A 23,417-nucleotide genomic window follows, 5' to 3' on the forward strand; every position below is an offset into this window, starting at 1 on the left:
AGAACTTCCTCTCTATCGGTATTGGTTGGTTACTATTAACGATAGAGGAAGATTCTGCATTTTTCAATTTTCAACACACTTCATTGGGGAGAGCCCTATTTTTGACTTCTACTTCCTTATTCTGTCTTAATGATTCATAGCAGGCATCAATCAGCTCCATATTACGGATGGTGTGTTCGCCGGTATATTTAAGTTTTCCGCCACTCATCGCCGCTTTTGAAAAATGTTCCACCTGCAGTTTATACTGATCTCCCGACATTTTTTCTTCCCTTGACTCTTCATCCTTTTCGATTCTGACAATCCCCACGTCTCCTTCATTGTCGGGACGATATGCCCGGGGAATAGTAATTTTTCCTTTTGTGCCGATCACTTCATAGACGGTGCGGAATGGCATATTAAAACTGCAGTCAAACATTGCCGGGATTCCGTTTTCCATTTCAATGATTCCGTAAGCAGAGGTATCGACTCCGAAGTCGGAATCCACTTCCCCCTTGACCATCACGCTGGCTGCTTCTTTTCCCAGAATGTTGCGGAATGTATGCAAACAATAACAGCCTATATCGTAAATACTTCCCCCGCCCTTTTCAGGGTCCATCCGAATATTTTTGTCCCGGTTTCCTAGATAAAAAGAGAAACTGGCCCTCATCAGTTGAACTTCACCGATTTCCCCAGAAGCCATCACTTCTTTTACACGCTCATGCTGGGGGTGGAATTGATACATAAAGGCCTCCATAAAGGTAACACCATGCTGTCTGCAGGCATCTACCATTTCTTTCGTGTCCCGGGCATTGAGAGCTGCCGGTTTTTCAACCAGAACATGTTTGCCGGCCTGTGCAGCTTTGATCACCCATTCTTTATGGAGATGGTTCGGAAGGGGAATATAAACCGCATCGATTTCCGGATCCTCAAGCAGGGCTTCATAGGAATCATAGGTTTTCGGGATGTGCAAGCTTCTGGCAACCTCTCCGGCTTTCCCGCTGCCGCTGGCGATTGCTTTCACTTCAGCATTGTTTGCTCTTTGAATAGCCGGAATCAAGGCTTTTTGTGCAATATTTGCGGTACTTAAAATTCCAAAACGTAAAACTGCCATAGGAATCCTCCCTTATGAAATCACTTTTAAACCTTTAAAATTTTTGCTGATTGGTCTTACGGCATTGATCTTTGAAAAACGGACCATATAGACATTTTTTTTCGTGTCGATCGATTCAACGCTCCCTTCGCCAAAGATGGGATGTTCCACCTTTGAACCAATTTCGATCCCATCGCCTTTAGGGTCTGATTGTTCGGTTACAAACACTTTCTGATGAAATGCTCTTGCTTCCTCTTCCAGTTCCTCACTGATCTTGCCAATTCGCTTATAATAGTTTCTGTCCACTTCAAATAAAAATCGGGAAGGGTATTTCAACATTCCCCGTCCGTTAAATCCTTCAGATTCTGTCAAATATAATGTATTCATCGCCCTGGTTAAAGCAACATACATTAAACGCCGTTCTTCTTCAAGGGCCCTTTCCTTCCGTTCCATGATCGATCTGACACTTGGAAATATGCTTTCCGTCAGGCCAACTACGAATACACAGGGAAATTCCAGCCCTTTTGACGTATGAACCGTCATCAGTTTCACGGTGTTTTTCTTTTCCTCTCTCTCAGTATCCATATACAATGTAATCATCTGCAGGTATTGTTCAAGGGATATGTCTTCTCCGGCGTGCTGCTCTAACTGAAAAATGGAATGTTTGAGTTCCTGCAGATTATCCAGCCGGTCCTGATCCCCGTCTTCCCGGATCATTTTTTCATATCCCGTTTTCTCAATGAGCATCTGCAAAAGTTCAGATACTGACAGCCTGTCCTTCAGTTGCCTTCCCTTTTCAATAGCTTCGAGGAACGCACTCGCCTGTGTTCCTTTAAAAAGAGAATCGTCCTGATATTTTGCCAGTGTATCGTAAAGAGACATCCCTTCCTTTTCAGCCTGTTCCCTTAAAAAGGAAATTCGCTTCTTGCCGATTTGCCTGCGGGGCTTATTCACAATTCTCATAAAGGATAAATCATCCCCAGCAAAGGCGACAAGACGAAGGTGAGCGAGAGCATCCTTAATCTCCATCCGTTCAAAAAATTTAAATCCGCCGTAAATGGTATAGTCGATATTTTCTTGAATCAAAGCCTGTTCAATGAATCGGGATAAGTAATTGGCACGGTAAAGAATCGCGATGTGATGATATGGGATGCCACTTTTGTGTAAATCCTGAATTTGCTTGGCAATCCATTTCGCTTCTTCCTGTTCACTTTTTCCGTGAAAATGAATCACTTCGGGGCCAGAAGGATTGTTCGTCACCATATCTTTCGGAACCCGGTTTTGGTTACGACGGATCAAATCATTGCTAAAAGTCAGAATCTCTGGAGTGGAACGATAATTTTCCTTTAAAAAAATGGTTTTTGAATCCGGAAAGTGGCTATCAAAGCGAATAATAAGGTCCGGGTCCGCACCACGCCATTCATAAATGGTCTGATCTGGATCTCCTACGACGAACAAATTTTGATGTTGTCTGGACAGCATTTCCACCAGATCAAATTGCTTCTTGCTGGAATCCTGAAATTCATCGACCTGAATATAGTGCAGGCGGTCCTGCCATTTTTTCAGAACGTGGGGGAAATCATGAAATAAAACAAGTACAACATTCATTAAGTCCTCAAAATCCAGGCCAAAAATCTTTTTTTGTTTTCGCAAATACATTTCAATAATCTTTTGTTCCATATCATCCAGATCATCCAGCGTGATGGAATCTTCCCTTGAAATCATTTGCCTGACATACCCGGGAAGGGCTTTAAACACACCGATTTTCTTCAAAATATTGGTGAAGCTTTGATCCCGCAGTGTCAGGCCCAGTTCACCATAAATTTCCCGCAATATATCTTTCTGATCTTCTATATCCAGGATGACATAGTTTTTTGGATAATATAAATGATGAATGTCTTCCCTTAAGACACGTACACAAAAACCGTGATAGGTTGTCATATAGGCAGTATCCTTGTCTCCCCCCACCAGTTTTCTTACGCGTCCCCGCATTTCCTGAGCTGCTTTATTGGTAAACGTAACACATAATATATTGGAAGGCTCAATACCCAGCCCCTCTACCAGATAGGCAAACCGGCTGGTTAAGGCCCGGGTCTTCCCTGATCCGGCACCAGCGATCACACGTATATACCCTTCTGTTTCAGTCACAGCCTGTTTTTGGGCGCGGTTTAGCCCGTTCAAAATATGGTCAATCCCCATGATGCCAGCCTCCAAAACATATGTTTGGTTTTATTGTACTACATTTTATTATTTCATGCAGGGTTAGCTCGATTCCCCAACGTTCGTCATATTTCCCGGGAAATGTCCGCCTATAGATATTTATAAAACCCCGTTGCCTTCCCTTGAAATCCGGTGCGCTCATAGAAACGATGTGCTGCCTGTCGCTCATCGCGGTTTCCGCTGTTCAACACCATCATATAAGCACCCTTTTCCCGAGCAGTCTGTTCAGCTTTCTGCATGAGTCCTTTTCCAATGCCTTGATTTCTGTGCTCAGCTTTTACCACCATTGCGATGACTCTGGCTGCAGGTTGATTATTGACATAGGAATATTCCATGTGCATGCCCAGCAGGCCGGTTATCTCTCCATTGAGTTCGGCAACAAACGTATGATAAAGCCTGTTCCCCATAATCTTTTTGAATCTTGTTTCAACATCTTCCTTACTGGATGGGTACCCCAGATCACCAAGCAAAGATGGTAGCTGATTAAAATCCTTCTCTTCCAGTGTGCGAATCATTACATCCATCTTTCACTCCCCCTTTTCATACACTTTTTGCATTCAACATTCTTCATGAAAATCCTGTTCTTTTTCAGTATGTTTTCCTGGTTAAAGGAAAACGTAAAGGTAAACGGTACCCGGGAGGATGACAAGATGAAAGAAGAGAACATTGATCTTAGGGATTTTCCCAAGTTCCCTGAACCCTACTGGAGAGACTCCGTAAACCTTCCGTCTTTCGAGCCCCTTCGAGATGACATGCAGACAGATGTGGCAATCGTCGGCGGAGGAATTACCGGAATCACAGCTGGCTATCTGCTTCAAAAAGAGGGATTTCAGGTTACAATCCTGGAAGCCAGCAATATATTAAATGGAACAACGGGGCATACAACTGCTAAAGTTACAGCCCAGCACGGATTAATTTATGACGAATTGATGGGTCATTTTGGAACAGAGAAAACGAAATTATATTACGAAGCCAATATGGAGGCCATGAAATTTATTGAAAACCTTGTAAGAGAAAATGATATAGACTGTGATTTTTCAAAAGAAGATGCCTATGTGTATGCCACGACCGATCAAAAAGTGCCGAGCATTGATAAGGAATATCATGCCTATAAAAAACTGGGAATTCCAGGGGATATTGTAGAAGAAATCCCCTTTGACCTGGAGATCAAAAAAGCAATTGTCATGAAAGATCAGGCCCAATTTCATCCCCTGAAATATCTCCACTTTCTCTTAAGGGAGTTTCTCAATAATGGCGGACAAATTTTTGAACAGACAGTTGCCCATGATTTAGAAGATGCCTTTCATCCGGTGATTATCACCAAAAATGGCCATCGAGTCACATGCAAGTATGCTATATCCTGCTCCCATTTCCCTTTTATCGATCGTCATGGCATGTACTTTGCAAGAATGTATTCCGAACGGGCCTATGCTCTCGGGGTGAAGGCAAAGAATCCTTATCCGGGGGGCATGTATATCAATGCTGAAGAACCTTCTCGTTCACTCCGCTATACGAACATGAATGGTGAGCGTCTTGTACTGATCATTGGGGAAAACCATAAAACAGGACATGGGACAAATATGATGAAGCACTATGAACATTTACGGGATTTTGGCGACCAGGTTATCGGTATTGAAAACATTTTATATCGCTGGTCTACCGAAGACTTAACGACACTGGATAAAGTGCCTTATATAGGCCACATAACCTCCAGCAATCGTAATACGTTTATTGCAACGGGGTACCGGAAATGGGGAATGACCAACAGTACCGTTGCAGGACTACTCCTTAAAGATCTGATTCTAAATCGGGATAATCCATATAAAGATGTATTTACACCCGGCCGATTTACCGCAGATCCGGATGTCAAGAAATTTATCAGCATCAACACAGATGTTGCCGGGCATTTGATTGCGGGTAAAGTGGGTATGGCTTATAAAAGAAAAGAAGATCTCAAACCTGATGAGGGAGCAGTTGTTCAGGTGAACGGGAAACGGGCAGGCGCATATAAGGATGAATCAGATCAGCTGTTTCTGGTTGATACCACTTGCTCCCATATGGGCTGTGAACTCGAGTGGAATGATGCGGAGCGGACCTGGGACTGTCCCTGCCACGGTTCCAGATTTTCATATAAAGGGGAAGTGATTGAAGGCCCTGCAAAACATGGGCTGAAACAAATCCACGAAGAGAAACATACAGAAGTATAACAGTCTTCCAAAAGCCTGGAGATCAAAACTTCAGGCTTTTTTTGTGCATACCTGTAAGGAATCAGGCAACCGGCGCACATAGAGCAGACTCAGATTCTAAAAATGCAAATTCAAAGGTAAACTCTGTTCTGAGGTGATGGGTCCAATATGTTCGTTGAACGTAAGGACAGTTTTTCGTGATTGATCCTGGATTTCACCTTTCCTCAGCCTCGTTTTCCTCACTGATGTCCGATCCCCATTTACAAAAATTATATATGGTAGAATGAAATTGAAAATTCAGATATTTTATATCTATTAGGGAGGTGTAATCATGCTGCCCTCACACATGTCTTATCGGGATGAATTTTTAGAAGCCATTGTAGAAAATCCTTACTACTGCATCGTTACAGTTGATCGTGAAGGATATATTACGTATCTCAGCAAAAGCTATGGCCAGTTTCTTGGAGTGAAACCCAAAGATGTAGTTGGAAAACACGTGACGGAAGTAATCGAAAACACGAGAATGCACATAGTTGTGAAAACAGGGAAAGAAGAAATTGCTGACCTGCAATACATAAGGGGAAATTATATGATTGCCAACCGCATACCTGTTTTCTCAGACGGCAAAATCGCAGGTGCAGTCGGATTTGTTTTATACCGGGATACGAAGGAATGGATGGAAATGAACTCCCACATTAAGTCGTTGCTCGCAGAATTGAATCAGTACCGTAAACGCCAAAAAAAGAAGTACGGCATCCGTTATGTATTGAGTGATATTATTGGTCACTCCCGGGAAATCGAAAATTTAAAAAGAAAAGTGAAAAAAATTGCCCCGAGTGATGTTTCCGTCCTGATCAGAGGAGAAAGCGGCACCGGAAAGGAATTATTCGCCCAGAGCATCCATCATTTAAGTGACCGAAGTCAGAATCCTTTTGTTTCTATTAATTGTGCTGCCATCCCTGAACATCTAATCGAATCGGAACTGTTCGGATATGCAGAAGGAGCTTTTACTGGAGCCAAAAAAGGCGGAAAACCGGGTAAGTTTCAGCTGGCTGACGGTGGGACATTGTTTCTTGATGAGATAGGTGACATGCCTCTTTCTGCACAGTCCAAGTTGCTGAGAGTTTTGCAGTATGGAGAAGTTCAGCCAGTCGGAAGCACGAAAACTCAGACAATCGATGTTCGAATCGTCGCTGCAACCAATCAGCCGCTGGAAACGCTGATTGAAAATAAACAGTTTCGGGAAGATTTATTTTATCGGATTAACGTCGTTCAGCTTTCCATTCCGCCCCTTAGGGAAAGAGAAGACGACGTCCGGATTCTGGCAAAATACTTTCTGCATCATATCTCGGAACGGGCCGGAAAACGGGTCTTTGAGCTGGATGAAAGGGTATTAGCATTGTTTTTGGACTATTCCTGGCCCGGGAATGTACGTGAACTGGAAAATGTCATTGAATCTGCCATACATCTGACCAGCAGTGAAAAGATTACCTTAGAAGATTTACCGGATCATTTTAAACCAGATATGACACAGCCGAAACACGTTCTGTCATTAAAAGAGGAAGTGGAGTTTGCTGAAAAAAGGGCTATTAAAAGGGCTTTAAACCAGACAAATGGTGATAAAATACAGGCAGCAGCCATTTTAGGCATTGGGAAATCCAGCTTATATGAAAAAATGAAAAAGTACAAGATTTAAATTCCGGATTTCCGGAAACAGAATTCCATAAATCCGGAAATATATTTATTTTTACATATGACAGTAAATATGATTACGTTCCCTAAAACAAGTTCGTTCCAGTTTTCCAGAGAAATGGAAAGCTGGTTTTTTTATGTTCCATAACCGCCGATTGGATGGTAAATATGATCGAAATCTATAGTTGGTATGAATTTTGCATCGAAAAGAATGAAACCGATTTCAACAATATTTTCCCTCCCTCATTTTAAATCAAAATAGGTAAAAAGAAAGGAGAATGACAATGGTTGAAAACAACGTGGTCTTTATTACGGGTGCTGCGAGCGGGATCGGGTATGAAGTAGGTGTGGAATTTGCCAGGAACGGTGCCAGAGTCGTATTTACAGATGTGAATGAGACAAAAGTAAAAGAAGTGACCGAACAACTCAGTGAAAAAGGGTATGACTGTCTCGGGCTGCGCTGTGATGTTACAGATGAGCAAGAAATTCGCCGGGCTATGGATCAAACGGTCGATCATTATGGTCGGTTGGACGTTCTGTTTAACAATGCCGGCCTGCAACACGTAGCAAATTTAGAGGATTTCCCTACCGAAACATTTGAATTTTTGCTGAAGGTTATGCTGGTCGGTCCCTTTATCGCAACCAAATACGCTTTTCCGATTATGAAGATGCAAAAATTTGGCCGGATTATTAATATGGCATCCATTAATGGACTTATCGGCTTTGCCGGAAAAGCGGCCTATAACAGTGCAAAGCATGGGGTCATTGGCTTAACGAAAGTTGCCGCACTGGAAGGAGCCGAGCACGGAATTACAGTCAATGCATTATGCCCCGGCTATGTAGATACCCCACTTGTCAGGGGGCAATTCAACGACCTGGCTAAAACGAGAAATATTCCTGTAGAAAAGGTGTTAGAAGAAGTCCTGTATCCTCTGGTTCCCCAGAAACGACTGCTCGATGTTAAAGAAATTGCCCATTATGCATTATTTTTAGCAAGCGATCAAGCAAAGGGCATTACCGGTCAGGCCGTGGTAATCGATGGGGGTTACACAGCACAGTAACTTTCAATAAAGTTGCTTTCATTGGCTCTGGACTGATTACTGTTTATAGACAAGATGATTAACCAGAATAAAAGGGGGATTTCGTATGGTTGGAATTTTACTGGGTCTTATTGTATTAATGATCCTTGCTTATCTCGGATGGTCCATTATATGGGTTGCTCCCATTGCCGCCGGTATAGTAGCTCTCACCGGCGGACTGGACCTTCTGGATGCTTATACGGATACGTACATGGGTGGATTTGTAAACTTTGCTAAACAGTGGTTTCCTGTATTTATGTTAAGCGCTATATTTGGAAAACTTATGGAAGATACAAAAATGGCCCAGTCTATAGCCATTACCTTATCTAAATTAATGGGAAAATCGAGGGCTATTCTCGGAGTGTTATTATCCTGTGCCGTTCTGACATATGGGGGGATCAGTTTGTTTGTGGTTGTTTTTGCTGTATATCCCCTCGCCTTATCCATGTTTCGGGAAGCCAATATCAGCCGCAAGCTGATTCCTGCTACTGTAGCGCTCGGGTCTTTTACATTTACCATGACTGCTATCCCAGGAACACCACAAATTCAAAACCTTATTCCTATGCCATATTTTGAAACGACTCCCACATCTGCTCCTGTAATGGGAATCGTCGCAGCCACTATCATGGGATTTGGGGGATATGCCTATCTAATCTGGCGTCAAAAGAAACTCACTGAGCAGGGGGAGCATTTTATTGAGCCAGAGGACAAAAACATGTTTCATATTGAGGGAGACATGCCGAATATTTTTCTTTCACTGATTCCTCTTCTTACTGTTTTAATCACATTAAATATACTGGACTGGGATATAGTCGTCTCCCTGGTTGCCGGTAATCTGATCATTTTGCTTTTAAATATTAGGAAAATAACCGGATTTGTAAAAGCTATTAACGAAGGGGCAGTTGGGTCTGTCACAGCGATCATAAATACAAGTGCCGCTGTCGGATTTGGTACAGTGGTTCAGGCAGTGCCCGGTTTCAGTCGCCTAACCGAGCTATTGCTGGGGATTCCCGGAAACCCGCTGATTTCAGAAGCTGTTTCCGTTAACCTGTTAGCGGGAGCAACCGGATCCGCCTCAGGCGGCATGGGAATCGCCCTTGAAGCTCTGGGGGCTAAATATTACCAGGTTGCTCTGGACAGTGGTGTCAGTCTGGATGCTTTTCATAGAATCGCTTCCCTTTCTTCGGGAGGACTGGATGCCCTGCCTCATAACGGTGCTGTACTAACAGTTCTAACGATCACAGGGATGACCCATAAGGACAGCTACAGAGACATTGCTGTTGTTGCCATAGGAATTCCAATCCTAGCAACAGCCGCTGCTATTATTCTAGCTTCATTTGGAATCTACTAAAATTCTAAGGGCTAAAAGGGAGCTGCCTTCATACGTTGCATATTTTTGAGGCGGCTCTCCTTTATTCTGTATTGGTGAAGGACACAAAGATAAATTAGCGAAGACTTTTGTGGATCCAGATTGCCACCTGAGATCCATCCCCCATCGCAATGGTTACCTGTTCAGAATGGGCTACAACGTCGCCTGCCGCCCATACATGTTTCACATTCGTTTCTTTCGTACGAGAGTCCACAAGAATATGTTTATTTTCTAATAATTCTACTCCCAGCTGTTTCGCGAGTGATGATTCTACTTTATTACCGCCAAAGGCAACAAAACCTTTTCTTCTGAAAATTTCTTTTCCGTTGTCCAGACGTAAACCGATCAAGTTCATGTGATCATTCATTAAAATTTCACTCACCGGCTTTTGGATATATTGAATTTCGTTATGTTTGAGTTTATTTAAAAGTTCCCGGTTTACCTCCTCTTCTTCATGATTGATATAAACAAGATCACGATTCCAGTAAGTCAGTTCAAGGGCCATATTGGCTCCAGCATTTCCTGAACCGATGACAAATGAAGGTTCATCTTTAATTTCGTAGCCGTCGCAATCTGGACAGACATACACACTGATTCCAAGACAGTCCTTTAAATGAGGAATATCAGGCAGGCGATCCTTTACCCCTGTAGAAATCAGCAGGCGTCTGGCTGAATATTGCTGTCCAGTTTTTGTATCAATCTTGAATGGAGATGGGGACTGAATGCTGGTGACTATATCTTTCACAAAAAATACCCCAACCTCCCTGGCTTGCTTTCTTCCGGCATGGCGGAGTTCCTCGCCGCTGATTCCGTCCGGCCATCCCAGAACATTGTGATATGTTTTGCACCAGACTGATCTTCCTTCATCAGCATCAATGACCAGAACTGTATGATCATAACGGCCAAGCTGTATGGCTGCCTGAAGTCCTGCTATTCCACCGCCGATAATGACACAATCATAAATCATCTTCATCCCCCCCAAAGAAAACGAAAATGGAAAGGTTCTAACGGTATTGACCCGTCAGAACCTTTCCCCCTCTGGTTATAGTTTTCTTACATTGGCTGCCTGGGGTCCCTTTTGACCTTCTTCTATGTCAAAACTTACTTCTTCCCCTTCTTCTAAAGTCCGAAAGCCATCTCCTTCAATGGCCGAATAATGAACAAATACATCATTCGAGCCTTCAACTTCAATAAAACCATAACCTTTTTCTGAATTAAACCATTTTACTTTTCCAGTTGCCATCTAATCTTACTCCTCCTGATACAGTTTTTACAACATCTAGAATGCATCAAACATCTTCATTTTATACATCTTGTCTATCAATTCACAGCGATTACCCATTTTTCCATCGATCTTCCTCATCACAACGCTTGTTTTATAAAATTTCAAATTTTATGTTTACTTTTCCGCGATTATTTTTTAACATATTAAAGTGTGAGCGCTTACATCATGAGAAGAGAGGGGTTTGGGAGAAATGAACTTTGATATGATTCTCGGGCTGTTTCTTATCCCGTTATTCATCATTGGATTAGGGGTTGCAGCCTATATTCACACCGGAAAGAAAGAGGGTGAGGCAGAATGAGTGCACATCCTGTTACAATCGGTGTACTGGCATTCTATTTAATGTTATTAATTGTGATCGGACTGGTCTCCACACGTAAAAGTTCAGGAGGGTTAACAGACTTTTTCCTTGCCGGAAGAGACCTTGGCAAATTCACAGTCGCACTGAGTGCCGTTAGTTCAGGACGAAGCGGATGGCTTGTTCTTGGTGTTACAGGAACAGCCTATTTAACTGGATTGAACGCAGTCTGGGCAGTAGCCGGTTATATTACGGTTGAAGTATTTATGTTTTTCTATGTAGCCAGGCGATTTAGGGTATACAGCGAAAAGACCGGCAGTATAACGATTCCAGATATTTTATCCAGTCGTTATAAAGACACATTCCACCTGCTTCGGGTCGTTAGTACATTCATTATTATTTTCTTTATGATTGCCTACGTGGGTAGCCAGGTCGTTGCAGGAGGAACCGCCTTCTCATCCAGTCTTGGAATCAGTGAGACTTCCGGAATGTGGTTAACCGCCATCATCATCCTATTATATACCATGCTCGGCGGATTTCATGCAGTCAGTAAAACAGATGTATTACAGGCGCTCTTCATGTTTTTCTCTTTAGTCGTTCTGCCATTTATCATTATGTTCGATTTAGGAGGAATTGGACCAATCATTGACACCATGAACACCAATGGAGAAGGATTTACAAGCCTCTGGACATTTGGCTTTGGAGCGATCGTGGGATTACTCGGGATTGGATTTGGAAGCCCCGGCAACCCGCATATTCTGGTACGATACATGTCCTTAAAAAATGTAAAAGAAATGCGCCAGGCTGCCCTGATCGGTACAATCTGGAACGTTGTAATGGCCTGGGGAGCAATTATGATTGGTCTTGCCGGAAGGGTATACTTCCCGGATGTATCTATGTTGCCAAACGAAAATAATGAGGCAATTTTTTCTTCTCTGGGCGAAGAAGTGCTGAATCCGTTTATGATGGGAATTTTATTAGTCGCCGTTTTGGCTGCTATTATGTCGAGTGCAGACAGTCAGTTATTGGTGGGAGCAAGTGCAATTGTTCGGGACGTAATTGACCGTCTGTTCCTTCGTGACCGAGGTCAGGTATCCAGTAAAAACCTGGTCCTATTTAGCAGAATCAGTGTTCTGGTCCTGATGCTTTTATCCGTGTGGCTGGCCTTTTCTGCCCAGGAATTTGTATTCTGGATGGTTCTATTTGCATTTGGCGGATTGGGCGCCTGTTTTGGACCAGCCCTGCTGTTGACATTCTATTGGAAACGGACAACCGGACCCGGAATATTAGCCGGGATGATTACTGGATTGATCACAGTTATTCTGGTTAAGAAACAGCCGGAATGGACTTATTCATTCTTGCCTGATATGAAAGAACTTGTAGGAAAAATGTTGTTTGGTGTGACCTATGAGGCTGTACCCGGTTTTCTTGTCGCCCTCATCGTGACAGTTCTTGTCAGTCTTGCTACCAGAAAACCTGAAAATGCTGACCAGGTTGTGGACGACCTTAAAAAAATTGCGTAGCCATATCATAAACCTGGGAATGGTTAACACGAAAAAGCCATCGTTTTCAAGACGATGGCTTTTTCTTTGACCATTCATTTTTTGAAATGATTATCCAAAGCGGACCGGTTCCCTTTAACACTACGTCACTTTCTTTGAAAAGAAAGCCCTCACGAACCGTCTCTGTCCAGTACTTTATGAAAAACATAAATACTGATTGCACTGATTGTTACAATTAAAATGGAAGCTAAAGCAGCTTCATGTACCATTTCATCACTTGCAAAACGATAGGCCTGTGTGGCAAGGGTTGAAAAGTTAAATGGCTGCAAAAACAGGGTAAGTGGCAACTCCTTTAAAATATCGACAAAGACCAGTATAAATCCCCCAAGGAGAGCTCCCCTCAGCATCGGAATATCAACCTTAAAAAACGTCTTGACTGATGACATGCCCAGAACCCGAGAAGCTTCGGTAAAACTGGAGCCGATCTTTTCAAATCCTCCTTCCACCGCATTATAGCCTACAGCCATAAAACGAATAATATAGGCCGAGATAAGCATGACAAGGGTCGTACGCAGCACAATAGCTGTATCCAGATTGAACATAGCCGAAAAGGATTCCAGACAGCCATCAATCATGATAAATAAAGTAATAATGGCAATCGCAATAGCTGCACCAGGAATGGAATAGCCCAGGGTAATAACCCGGGAAGACAGACCGGGAATAATTCCTTTATGGAGACGAGTGTAGTTTCCTACGATTAGAGATACAATGATTATGATAGTCGAAGCAATTCCTGCAACTATGATAGAATTATAGATTAAGGTCATAAATTCATCACTGATTACTTTACGATACGTCATGGTTGCCCATGAAACCAATTGTAAGATTGGTATGATGAAAGCTATGCTAAATATAAATAAGCTATATCCAAAAACGAGCCATTTTTTATATCCGCGTAAGGGTTGGGGCTGAATTTGTCGAATATTAGCTGTTGAATAACTATAACGTTTCTTTCCCCTCACCAGGCGTTCCAGCATCAAAACTGCAATAACGATGACCATTAAGATCCCGGCTAATTTTAGCGCGGAATCAAGGTCCTTCATCCCGTACCATGTTCGGAAAATAGCCGTACTGAAAGTTTGAATTCCAAAATAACTGACCACACCATAATCATTAAGCACTTCCAGAACTACGAGAACCACACCACCGACTATCGTTGATCTTGATAGGGGCAAGACTACACGGAAAAACGTCAATAACGGGCCTCCCCCAAGAAGTCTGGCATTTTCAAATAGAGATGCAGACTGTTTTTCCAGAAACCCTTTTGTGATGACATATACATAGGGATAAAGGAATAAAGTAAATATAAAAATAGCCCCGGGAATTGTCATAATATTAAAATATTGTTGATTGACTTCTATATGAAAAGAGTCTCTTAACGTTACTTGAATAAAGCCGGTATAGTTTAGCATTCCATGGTAAACATAGGCACCTATATATGGAGGGATCGCCAGCGGAAGAATGAACCCCCATTTAAAAAAATTCCTTAAAGGAAACTGATAATTCACAATCAGCCAGGCCAGACTAGTGCCAATCAACATCGTGGTTAATGCTGTAAATATAACTAATAGGAGCGTATTATAAATATAATCTTTTAACAAATACTGTCTGATATGTTCCCAATTTTCCGTTGGATCTGTAAACAAGTTAATAGCGATTAAAACATTTGGAATAAAAATCAATAAAATCAACAATAAACTTAGCAGCGCCCAGACATTGAGGTGCCTGAAAGCCCCCTGTATGTGTTTCATCGATGACACACCCTTATTCGAAAAAATTCGAACCATACCATCCTATTATACCTGAAATCATGCTCATAGAAAAACATGGGCCGTTCGGATTTGAACTCAAAATGGATAAGTACACGGTTTTTGATAGAGATCACGTTGCAGACCCTCCGCATAACTCCAGAACTGAATGGCATACATTTCCACCTTTTAAAAAAATCGCCGATTTGGATTGGCAAACTTGACAGAGAAGATCAGAGTCCTATTGACCATATCCAATGTATCAGGCAAACATCTCACAACTTGAAATGTTCCCTATAAAAAAAGTACCGTACATTTCCGGTACGGTACTTTTTAACTCAGTTTGATTATTTCCAGCCGACTCTGTCAAAAATCTTCATCGCTTCCTGCTGATGTTCCCCAAGTACGGACAAGTTAATATCCTGTTCTTTGAATTCTCCCCACGATTTAACCAGTTCGGAAGGCTCAACATTAGGATTGGCAGGATATTCATAATTTGCAGCTGCAAATTCGCCCTGAGCCTCTTCACCAGTTAAAAATTCAATAAACTTAATGGCGTTTTCAACATTCTTCGCATGGGCAGTAACACCAGCCCCGCTGATATTGACATGAGTTCCTGTGGTTTCCTGGTTAGGGAAGAAGACTCCAATAGACTCAGCGACCTCAACTTCATGAGGATCTTCAGAGTTGATCATTCGGCCAACATAATACGTATTCATAATGGCTACATCGCCGGTACCTGCAACAATAGCCTTTGCCTGATCACGATCATTGCCCTGCGGATCTCTTGACATGTTGTTTACAATTCCAGCTGCCCATTCTTCAGCAGCTTCAGGACCCATTATTTCCACAAAGGAAGCCAGCAGTGATTTGTTATAAATGTTTTCAGAGGAACGAACGGTAACCCGGCCTTCCCATTCCGGCTCTGCTAACGCTTCATATGTAGAAAGCCCGGAAGGATCTACGCGATCTTTTGCATAAACAATCACACGCGCACGTTTGGTTAAACCAAACCACTGATGATCCGGATCACGTAATTTCTCAGGAATATTGTTGAAAATCACTTCACTTTGAACCGGCTGAAGGAGACCGCTTTCTTTCGCCACATGCAAATTACCGGCATCCGCTGTGATGAACACATCTGCCTCCGTGTCTTCTCCTTCAATTTTCATTCGTTCAATAAGCTCGTCGGACTTTCCTTCAATAACATTGACTTTAATTCCTGTCTGTTCTTCAAACAAGTCATATAATTCACGGTCCGTATCATAGTGGCGGCTTGTGTAAAGATTTACAACCTCCTGGTCATCTGACGATGATGAGTCATCAGCCTTTGAACCGTTTTGATCTTGTTCTCCACAGCCTGCAACTAAAACTAAGGCCAGAGCAAATGCTGTGAAAAGAAAGAGTCTCATACCTTGTTTCACTGTGTATTCCTCCTTAAGCTGTTGTAATATCTGTTCTATGATTTGAAATTGATATTCATTTTCAACACCAACTAAAATTATATTGATAGTGAGAATCAATGTCAAGATGGTTTTATAAAAGCCTTATGACAGCAAAGGTTTTTGGCTAAATAGAGAGCCCCTGTATATAAGAAAAACTACCTGTTGCATGAACAGGTAGTTTGAACCGCTTAAAGGATGTGTATCATTCTACTAAGGCAACCAGTTCTGGTGAAATATCAAAGGCCACTGTCTGACCTACCTGAATATCCTGCTCTATCGGAACATAAATCACCATTGGAACATCCGTTTCTGACTGCGAAGGAAGACGAACTGACACTTCTTGATATTCGCCGGAATAAATGACCCGTTCTACTGTTCCAAAATATCGTCCTTCCTCTGCAAGACGGCATCCTTCAGGCCGAATGGAGACTTTCACATGATCGAGATGTTTTTCCATCCGCTCGGGCAAGCACACCCGGCCTATATGTGTATTGACATGTTTTAAGTCCTGACAAAGGGTTCCATCCAGTAAATTGGTTTTTCCAACAAACTGCGCCACAAAACAATTTTTCGGGCATCGGTATAGATCTTTAGGTGTAGAAACCTGCTGAATCACACCTTCATTCATTACGACGATTCGATCGGAAACAGCAAATGCATCTTTTTGATCATGTGTGACAATGACTGCAGTCGTATTCGCTTTGCGCAGGATAGATGTAACATCATATCGCATTTTTTCACGCAAACCGGCATCAAGGTTGCTGAAAGGTTCATCCATCAAAACAACATCCGGATAGGGAGCCAGTGCACGTGCGAGAGCCACCCGCTGCTGCTGTCCCCCGGAAAGTTCATGGGGATAACGTTTTCCATAGTCAGCCAGTCCAACCAGATCAAGCACTTCTATTGCCCGCTGTTTTTTCTTTCTTGACGACCATTTATTAAGACCGAACATCACATTTTTTTCTATATTTAAGTGCGGAAAAAGAGCATAATCCTGAAACACCATGCCTACCCCTCTTTTTTCTGGGGGCAGGGATATGCGGCTGTCCTGCACAATGCGATTGTCTATTCGAATGATCCCCTCTGTCGGCTGTTCGAACCCGGCTATCATCCGTAATGTAGTCGTTTTTCCACAGCCGCTTGGTCCTAATAAGGTCACAATTTCCCCTTTTTCAATTTCCAGGTTCAGATTTTCCACGGCAGGTCGGGATGAACCATTGAACATTTTAGTGACCTGTTCTAAATGAATGAAACCCATTGTATCCACTCCAGATTATGTTCATCTCATGGTCAGCAAATCGTTCATTTAGTGAGAATGATTTTCATTATTCTCTTGAAAATATAGCATATATCCATCTGTTCAGTCAATAAATTGAGATCCTGGGATTCATCAGAGTTCTGGGATCCAGATTCATCCTGTCAGATGGTTCCCTGTAGTCTTTCATCGAACATTTTTCCGCTCTTTATTTTTTATTTGTTAGAAATACGTGTTTTTTTGCGCTTATGGTTTTCTTTTGATGCTTGCGCTCTCCCCCTGTGCGGTTGAAGTACATCCATGGGTGATGGCACTAACCCCTTGGGCCGTCAGTTCTTGCTTTTGGGCTGTTCCATTACTTACTTGGGCAGTCAGGGCGCACTTTGAGCCATGGCAGTACTTTCTTGGGCGATTGACACCTGCTTATTGGGCGGTTGCAACGCATCCATGAGCGATTGCGCTAACCCATGCTTTCCCCCGGGCAGTTCCGCTCCCCTTTGCCGCCCCAGGACGGATACACTCCCCCCGGGGTGTTTCTGGCTTTCTTCTCAGATGAAACACTCTCCTCCTGAATCATTGGCACAGACAAAAACCCCGACAGCCAAACTGTGCCGGGGAAATTGAAAAAGTTAATCGGTTGTATTTTATTTTGCAGCTTCTTTTTCCCGTTTTCTCAATTCTACGCGGCGGATTTTTCCGGATGTTGTTTTTGGCAGTTCATCGATGAACTCAATTTTTCGCGGGTATTTATATGGTGCTGTCAGATCCTTTACATGCTCCTGAAGTTCTTTGACGAGTCCTTCACGTTCTGGATCAACATCATCTTTCAGGACAACAAATGCTTTAACGACATGACCCCGAACTTCATCCGGGCTGGCAACAACTGCACATTCTTTGACAGCCGGATGTTTGACAAGGGCATCTTCAACTTCAAATGGCCCGATCGTATAACCGGAGCTGATGATGATATCATCGCTTCGTCCCTCAAACCAGAAATATCCGTCCTCGTCTTTGTTGGCCTGGTCTCCAGTCAGGTAATACTCACCGCGGAATGCCATCTGAGTACGTTCCGGATCCTTATAATATTCTTTAAACAGGGCAGGAGTGGAAACATGGACGGCAATGTCCCCTACCTCACCTGGCTTTACTGGATTTCCGTCTTCATCAATAATTTCCACACTGTTTCCAGGGGTCGGTTTCCCCATGGAACCTGGTTTTACTTCCATGCCCTTCAATACACCTACAAGGAGTGTATTTTCCGTTTGACCATAACCGTCTCGCACAGTTACGTTAAAATGCTTTTTGAATGTGTCAATGACTTCGCGGTTCAAAGGTTCCCCGGCAGAAACAGCACTGTGAAGATTTTCAAGCTTATAATCATCCAGATTGTCCACTTTCGCCATCAGCCGATATTCTGTCGGTGTACAGCAAAGAACATTGACATCATACTTGTCCATAAGGCTCAAATATTTTTGAGGATCAAACTTACCCAGATAAACAAATCCGGTTGCTCCCGAACCTAATGTAGAGAGAAACGGACTCCAGATCCATTTCGCCCATCCTGGACCTGCAGTAGCCCAGACCGTATTCCCTTCCTCAATACATAGCCAGTTTGGTGCAGCAGTCCGCAGGTGAGCATATCCCCAGCCGTGGGTATGAACAACCCCTTTCGGATTGCCTGTTGTTCCGGAAGTATAGGATAAGAATGCCATGTCGTCGCGTCTCGTGTCAGCCACTGCCAATTCATCAGATGCATCTTCCATTAAACCATCGAGGTCAAACCATCCTTCTGCTTCTTTACCGACGACAAATTTCTTCAGATCATCTATGTTTTCCACTTTCTCAAACTCCTCAACGAACGGATAATAGCTGACGACTCCTTTTACTTCCCCGTGAGAAATCCGATACTGCAGATCCTTGGCTCGAAGCATTTCTGAACTCGGAATAACGACGATCCCTGATTTTAACGCGGCAATATAAACTTGATACGCTTCAACCAGCCTTGGTATCATAATTAACACTTTGTCACCTTTTTTCAGGCCCATGTTTAAGAAAACGTTTCCAATTTTGTTTGCCTTTTTCATTAATTCAGCATAGGTGATCTCTTTTGTTTCCCCTTGATCACTTTCCCATTTCAGTGCGATGCGCCCAGGATCTTCTGCATATCGCTCAATTTCCGAAACGATATTGTATTTATCTGGCGCGATCAGATCTTCTCGTTTCACAAGCATCAGCCCCCTACCTATTTTTTTCGAGCGAGTGCTCAATAGAAAACTCAATAGAGATTATAGCAAATTATCAAAAAATTTTAAATTATATTATTAAAAAAATTTTTAATGAAATTTTGATAATCTTAGGTGCTTTTTTCCATCTCAGCTCCGGAAGAAGGAAAAAGGTCATGTTCAGTTGTGCTCTCTTCCGTATGATCGGAAGAAAATGAGGCTGGGACAAAAAAGAAATGAACGGTGGAAAAGCCGAACCATTTTACTGAAAATGACGTAGTCAACATGCGAAGACTCCTGGTCGACTAAAACCGGCCACGTCCTGTTTGCCAGCGTCGACACGAGCACGTCCTGTGCGTCGCGGGAACATATCCCTAAAGACAGAATAGATGAGCTGCCTTAGGAAGCCTTAGGCTGTTCCCGCGGAAAGCGCAGCATGTTGACGAAGTAAAAAAATATCCGAACTCATTCATGTGATGTTTGAATATCGTTCGAATATTTCATTTACTTATGAAGTTTTGTCCCAGCCTCACTTTGGAAGATTCGCTTATCTTAAATGTTTAGAGAATCAGTCATTTCTTCTTTCCATCAGATTCATCCCTACTCCCATCATAATGACACTCATAAACAGTAAAACACTGATCGGATACAGGGCATCAGTCATTGTTCCCTGATACAGGGTGACTTGTTTTAAAGCTTCCAGAACATACGTAATGGGATCAAATTTTGCAAAAAACAGCATATATTTATTTGACACCAGTTCAATCGGCCAAAAAGCTCCTCCAATCATCGCAAGTGAAACAGATAAAAGCGGTACCAGAGTATTAAAAGTCGGTAGATTTTTCGATATTCCGACAATCAATACCGAAAGAGCCACAATGGCAAGAACATATGCCATCATCACGATCAGGGTTTTCAGGAATCCACCATAAAAGTCTACTCCCAGTCCCCATTTGAATAGTCCGAAAATCACCGCGACCTGCATGTATCCAAGAACAAAGGCATATGACAAAATCCCAGTATAAATCTCCCATTTTTTCGCAGGGGACAAAATCATCCGATCCCATATTCCATGCTGTTTTGCGGTCAAAATGTGAATGACATTAAATGCAATCGTATAGATGACGTAAAATACCGTCATCCCATACAGAGCATGAAGCTGGTTATCGTATTCAAAGACTTCTTCGCTGGAAACGCTGACGGTTTTGACATCAAAGAGATCCTCTTCCAGCCGTTTCATGAGCACTGTCGCCTGATCATTTCCACTTTCCCGTAATTTTTCTTTTTGCAGGCGTTTAGCGTATGCTTTTTTCACCTGCTGTTCCAGTGATAGAATACTGCCATTTTCAGCAGCTGTCACCATTTTAAATTTATCATCGAATAAAAAGAGACCGGCAGTCGCCCTTCCTTCTTTTACAAGACGGATGACTTCGGATTTTTCCACTGATCTAAACTGATGCGTGCTTTCTGTTTCGAGAATGTCAAGCACCTCTTCCGTTACGGATTCATCACCGGCCTGATAGACCGGAATAACACGACTGCTGTTTCCGTCCATTCCTAGAACAAAGGAGAACAGAATGGAAGTGATGGTCAGAGCAATAAATCCCCACGGTTTTCTGAACAGAGTTCGGAATTGCGCAAATAAGACCGCTCTCATGACGCTCCCCCCCTCTTTGGAAACATAAAGGCGGCGATTATCGTTACCGTTACTGCAAATATTAAAAGGTTGGTCAAATAGGGCTGGATATCCGAAAAGCCATAGCCCTGCAATGAAGTTAAATAGGCTGACAGCGCTGCACCATTCGGTGTCAGATTTCCAATGGTTTTAATGAATTCTGAAATAAACTGTACCGGAAAAAAACTCCCTCCTAAAAATGCAACTACAGTCACAATTAAGTTGCTGAATACCGAGGATGCCTGGTTTGAATCCATGCGATAGTTAAACGAGGTTAACAGGGTAGACAAGGCTCCAATACTCATGCTGAGAATGAATGTAATAAGCAAAAATTGATTGAGATCTGGCCATTTCATTCGAAAAAAAATGCTTGACATACCATATAAGATCAACAGTTGAATGAACGCAAGAAGGGTACCTGTCAGAAATATCGCCGCCAGATAGGTCCACCTTGATGACCGGGCCAGAATCAGGCGATCAAATAGGTGAAGACGTTTTTCATCATAGGCATAAGTTCCAAGGGTGGATGCGATGTACAGCACAAACATCACACTCATTCCCACAGCGTAATACATAGTGGAAGTCAGGGGATTGGCACGGGAAAGCGTTTGTACGGAACCCTTTATTTCTTCAGTTGGCACCCGTAAATCAGCCAGGTTATAACGCTCAAAAATCATCATCGTTTTCATCTCTTCCTCAAAGGCAAGCAAAAGATCCATGATGACGCCGGCTGTAAACTCGCTGCTTTCGTTAAAATAATAGGTTAACTCAGGGACGGTATCCTGATGATCAGCAGCCATATTCATGAATAGCTGATAGGTAAAATGTTCAGGAACTTCTATAATGACAGCATAATCATCATTGTCTTTTAATTCATGAATCTGATTCGGAGTAATTTCCTCCAGTTTCAATGATTGTTGAAATGCTTCGTTGCCCAATACCTGTTTTTTTAATAGATGAACAGGCTGAAATTGTTCAATATCAGCAAGAATACGTTTTTTTTGTTCTTCTGGAACAGGAATCTGATTCAGATCCTGTTTGATTTGTTCAAGATCCTTTTGTTCATCTCCGTGCTCAGCTATAGCAATTTTTCCTTCAAGTGCAGGGGTTTCCTGACTCCATAAGTCTCCTACCGCAAAATTGATAATCCACACAAGGATTAAGGGCATCGCCAGGAGCAGAGTAAAATGTTGACGGTTCCGAACCGTCAACAGCAACTGTTTTTTGACAAATGACATAATCATCGTCCACCCTCCTTAATCCCGTAATGCTTTTCCGGTTAAATGAAGAAAGACATCTTCCAATGTGGGTTTCTGCACTTCCACGGCCTTTAAATCCTGGTTTGTTTCATCCGCCATTTGAATAATGGTCTGAAAGTAGTTGAGATCTTTAGGTACGATTACGGTCACTTTGTTTCCGCTTTCGGAAACCTGCCGGACAGAAACATCTTCCATGAGGCGTTCAACAAATTCCTTTTTAAATGATTGCGCTTCGATGATAAAGGTTTGTTCAGAGGATAAAATATTTTTAATTTCAGCTTTTGTTCCTGAGGCAATGATTTTCCCCTGGTCCATGATGTAAATCCGATCACAGAGGTATTCCACTTCTTCCATGTAATGGCTGGTATAAACAATCGTCATGCCATGTTCCCTGTTTAATTGTTTTACTGTATCCAGAATATAGCTTCTCGACTGAGGATCAATGCCTACTGTTGGTTCATCCATAAACATAATGGAAGGCTGATGAAGCAGGGCCGCCCCAATATTCAGCCTTCGTTTCATCCCTCCGGAAAAATGTTTCACCAGCTCTCTTTGCTTGTTTTCAAGTCCTACTATTTGAAAAACTTCTTCCATTCTTTTGGTAAGCTCGCGTTTGTTCATTTTATAAAGTTTTCCGAAAAACTCAAGATTTTCACGAGCTGTTAAGTCAGAATAAAGAGCAATTTCCTGCGGAACGACACCGAGATGTTCCCTCAATTTTTGCGGGTGTTTCAACATGCTTTCGTTCAAATAACGAACATCCCCTGAAGATGGTTGAATCAATGTGGAAAGCATGGATATGGTAGTCGACTTTCCCGCTCCGTTTGGGCCAAGGAGACCAATGATTTCTCCTTTTTCTATAAATAAATTGACCCCATCTACTGCTCTGGTCTGCTTATAATGTTTTGTCAGGTCCACTGCTTCTAGCATACTGTTCACCTCATTTCTTTTCTTGATCTTATCATAATCGGAAACCAGACCTTCTGAAATCTTACCTGAGTCATGAAAAGCCGGGGAAAACCGTGACCAGAGTCAGACGGGTGCCAGTCATCTGTC

Annotated in this window: 17 protein-coding genes; 5 read left to right on the top strand and 12 right to left on the bottom strand. The window is 42.6% G+C overall.

Translation table 11 applies throughout. The features are described from left to right. Positions 1-70: 70 nt before the first annotated feature. From EDD68_RS11110 to EDD68_RS11120, 3 genes are all read right to left on the bottom strand, one after another. A complete protein-coding gene (locus EDD68_RS11110; RefSeq protein ID WP_132372363.1) occupies positions 71-1,090 on the bottom strand; it encodes a Gfo/Idh/MocA family protein in 1,020 nt (339 codons plus the stop codon). 12 nt (positions 1,091-1,102) lie between these two features. After that, entirely contained in the window at positions 1,103-3,268 is a 2,166-nt protein-coding gene (locus EDD68_RS11115; protein WP_243646848.1) for an ATP-dependent helicase, read from the bottom strand. 110 nt (positions 3,269-3,378) lie between these two features. Then, positions 3,379-3,813: a GNAT family N-acetyltransferase gene (locus EDD68_RS11120; protein ID WP_132372364.1), complete on the bottom strand. Its 435-nt coding sequence runs from the start codon at positions 3,811-3,813 to the stop codon at positions 3,379-3,381. Between the two features lie 126 nt (positions 3,814-3,939). Here EDD68_RS11120 and EDD68_RS11125 point away from each other — a divergent pair, with 126 nt between their 5' ends. The 4 genes from EDD68_RS11125 (at position 3,940) to EDD68_RS11140 (ending at position 9,597) form a co-directional block, all read left to right on the top strand. After that, entirely contained in the window at positions 3,940-5,496 is a 1,557-nt protein-coding gene (locus EDD68_RS11125) for an FAD-dependent oxidoreductase (RefSeq protein ID WP_132372365.1), read from the top strand. A 310-nt stretch (positions 5,497-5,806) separates the two neighbouring features. Beyond that, complete coding sequence (locus tag EDD68_RS11130; protein ID WP_207902578.1) at positions 5,807-7,171, top strand: sigma-54 interaction domain-containing protein; 1,365 nt, start codon at positions 5,807-5,809, stop codon at positions 7,169-7,171. 280 nt (positions 7,172-7,451) lie between these two features. Then, positions 7,452-8,228 carry a 3-hydroxybutyrate dehydrogenase gene (locus tag EDD68_RS11135; protein WP_132372366.1) on the top strand — a complete coding sequence of 259 codons (777 nt, stop codon included), beginning with the start codon at positions 7,452-7,454 and terminating at the stop codon, positions 8,226-8,228. Between the two features lie 85 nt (positions 8,229-8,313). Then, a complete protein-coding gene (locus EDD68_RS11140; RefSeq protein ID WP_132372367.1) occupies positions 8,314-9,597 on the top strand; it encodes a GntP family permease in 1,284 nt (427 codons plus the stop codon). A 94-nt stretch (positions 9,598-9,691) separates the two neighbouring features. On the opposite strand, the gene EDD68_RS11145 is transcribed toward EDD68_RS11140, so the two are convergent. Together EDD68_RS11145 and EDD68_RS11150 are read right to left on the bottom strand one after the other, a co-directional pair. Further along, the gene (locus tag EDD68_RS11145) at positions 9,692-10,582 is read right to left on the bottom strand and encodes an NAD(P)/FAD-dependent oxidoreductase (protein WP_132372368.1); all 891 of its coding nucleotides are present in this window, start codon (positions 10,580-10,582) and stop codon (positions 9,692-9,694) included. Between the two features lie 75 nt (positions 10,583-10,657). Then, positions 10,658-10,858 carry a cold-shock protein gene (locus EDD68_RS11150; protein ID WP_132372369.1) on the bottom strand — a complete coding sequence of 67 codons (201 nt, stop codon included), beginning with the start codon at positions 10,856-10,858 and terminating at the stop codon, positions 10,658-10,660. A gap of 336 nt (positions 10,859-11,194) precedes the next feature. On the opposite strand from EDD68_RS11150, the gene EDD68_RS11155 reads away from it, so the two are divergent. Continuing rightward, complete coding sequence (locus EDD68_RS11155) at positions 11,195-12,718, top strand: sodium/proline symporter (RefSeq protein ID WP_132372370.1); 1,524 nt, start codon at positions 11,195-11,197, stop codon at positions 12,716-12,718. Between the two features lie 149 nt (positions 12,719-12,867). Here the strand turns inward: EDD68_RS11155 and EDD68_RS11160 are convergent, their stop codons facing one another. The 7 genes from EDD68_RS11160 to EDD68_RS11190 all read right to left on the bottom strand — a co-directional run bounded on the left by EDD68_RS11160 (position 12,868) and on the right by EDD68_RS11190 (position 23,291). Continuing rightward, a complete protein-coding gene (locus EDD68_RS11160; RefSeq protein WP_132372371.1) occupies positions 12,868-14,508 on the bottom strand; it encodes an ABC transporter permease in 1,641 nt (546 codons plus the stop codon). A gap of 344 nt (positions 14,509-14,852) precedes the next feature. Then, complete coding sequence (locus tag EDD68_RS11165; RefSeq protein WP_132372423.1) at positions 14,853-15,917, bottom strand: Fe(3+) ABC transporter substrate-binding protein; 1,065 nt, start codon at positions 15,915-15,917, stop codon at positions 14,853-14,855. Positions 15,918-16,152: 235 nt separating this feature from the next. Then, on the bottom strand, positions 16,153-17,208 hold the full coding sequence (locus EDD68_RS11170) for an ABC transporter ATP-binding protein (protein ID WP_132372372.1): 1,056 nt from the start codon (positions 17,206-17,208) through the stop codon (positions 16,153-16,155). Positions 17,209-17,849: 641 nt separating this feature from the next. After that, positions 17,850-19,430: an acyl-CoA synthetase MbcS gene (gene mbcS, locus EDD68_RS11175; RefSeq protein ID WP_132372373.1), complete on the bottom strand. Its 1,581-nt coding sequence runs from the start codon at positions 19,428-19,430 to the stop codon at positions 17,850-17,852. Positions 19,431-19,995: 565 nt separating this feature from the next. Beyond that, positions 19,996-21,084 carry an ABC transporter permease gene (locus EDD68_RS11180; protein WP_132372374.1) on the bottom strand — a complete coding sequence of 363 codons (1,089 nt, stop codon included), beginning with the start codon at positions 21,082-21,084 and terminating at the stop codon, positions 19,996-19,998. Further along, positions 21,081-22,346 carry an ABC transporter permease gene (locus EDD68_RS11185; protein ID WP_132372375.1) on the bottom strand — a complete coding sequence of 422 codons (1,266 nt, stop codon included), beginning with the start codon at positions 22,344-22,346 and terminating at the stop codon, positions 21,081-21,083. Before EDD68_RS11185 ends, EDD68_RS11180 begins: the two co-directional genes overlap by 4 nt. Before the next feature lie 12 nt (positions 22,347-22,358). Continuing rightward, positions 22,359-23,291 (bottom strand): ABC transporter ATP-binding protein, encoded by a 933-nt coding sequence (locus EDD68_RS11190; RefSeq protein WP_132372424.1) that lies wholly within the window; start codon positions 23,289-23,291, stop codon positions 22,359-22,361. Between the last annotated feature and the right edge of the window lie 126 nt (positions 23,292-23,417).

The organism is Melghiribacillus thermohalophilus (assembly GCF_004342905.1).
In the GTDB taxonomy this organism is placed as follows: Bacteria; Bacillota; Bacilli; order Bacillales; family Alkalibacillaceae; genus Melghiribacillus; species Melghiribacillus thermohalophilus.

Excerpts from the sequence above, each read along its gene's own strand:
- EDD68_RS11110 (WP_132372363.1), bottom strand. The coding sequence starts at position 1,090 with ATGGCAGTTTTACGTTTTGGAATTTTAAGTACCGCAAATATTGCACAA.
- EDD68_RS11115 (WP_243646848.1), bottom strand. The coding sequence starts at position 3,268 with ATGGGGATTGACCATATTTTGAACGGGCTAAACCGCGCCCAAAAACAG.
- EDD68_RS11120 (WP_132372364.1), bottom strand. The coding sequence starts at position 3,813 with ATGGATGTAATGATTCGCACACTGGAAGAGAAGGATTTTAATCAGCTA.
- EDD68_RS11125 (WP_132372365.1), top strand. The coding sequence starts at position 3,940 with ATGAAAGAAGAGAACATTGATCTTAGGGATTTTCCCAAGTTCCCTGAA.
- EDD68_RS11130 (WP_207902578.1), top strand. The coding sequence starts at position 5,807 with ATGCTGCCCTCACACATGTCTTATCGGGATGAATTTTTAGAAGCCATT.
- EDD68_RS11135 (WP_132372366.1), top strand. The coding sequence starts at position 7,452 with ATGGTTGAAAACAACGTGGTCTTTATTACGGGTGCTGCGAGCGGGATC.
- EDD68_RS11140 (WP_132372367.1), top strand. The coding sequence starts at position 8,314 with ATGGTTGGAATTTTACTGGGTCTTATTGTATTAATGATCCTTGCTTAT.
- EDD68_RS11145 (WP_132372368.1), bottom strand. The coding sequence starts at position 10,582 with ATGATTTATGATTGTGTCATTATCGGCGGTGGAATAGCAGGACTTCAG.
- EDD68_RS11150 (WP_132372369.1), bottom strand. The coding sequence starts at position 10,858 with ATGGCAACTGGAAAAGTAAAATGGTTTAATTCAGAAAAAGGTTATGGT.
- EDD68_RS11155 (WP_132372370.1), top strand. The coding sequence starts at position 11,195 with ATGAGTGCACATCCTGTTACAATCGGTGTACTGGCATTCTATTTAATG.
- EDD68_RS11160 (WP_132372371.1), bottom strand. The coding sequence starts at position 14,508 with ATGAAACACATACAGGGGGCTTTCAGGCACCTCAATGTCTGGGCGCTG.
- EDD68_RS11165 (WP_132372423.1), bottom strand. The coding sequence starts at position 15,917 with ATGAGACTCTTTCTTTTCACAGCATTTGCTCTGGCCTTAGTTTTAGTT.
- EDD68_RS11170 (WP_132372372.1), bottom strand. The coding sequence starts at position 17,208 with ATGGGTTTCATTCATTTAGAACAGGTCACTAAAATGTTCAATGGTTCA.
- EDD68_RS11180 (WP_132372374.1), bottom strand. The coding sequence starts at position 21,084 with ATGAGAGCGGTCTTATTTGCGCAATTCCGAACTCTGTTCAGAAAACCG.
- EDD68_RS11185 (WP_132372375.1), bottom strand. The coding sequence starts at position 22,346 with ATGATTATGTCATTTGTCAAAAAACAGTTGCTGTTGACGGTTCGGAAC.
- EDD68_RS11190 (WP_132372424.1), bottom strand. The coding sequence starts at position 23,291 with ATGCTAGAAGCAGTGGACCTGACAAAACATTATAAGCAGACCAGAGCA.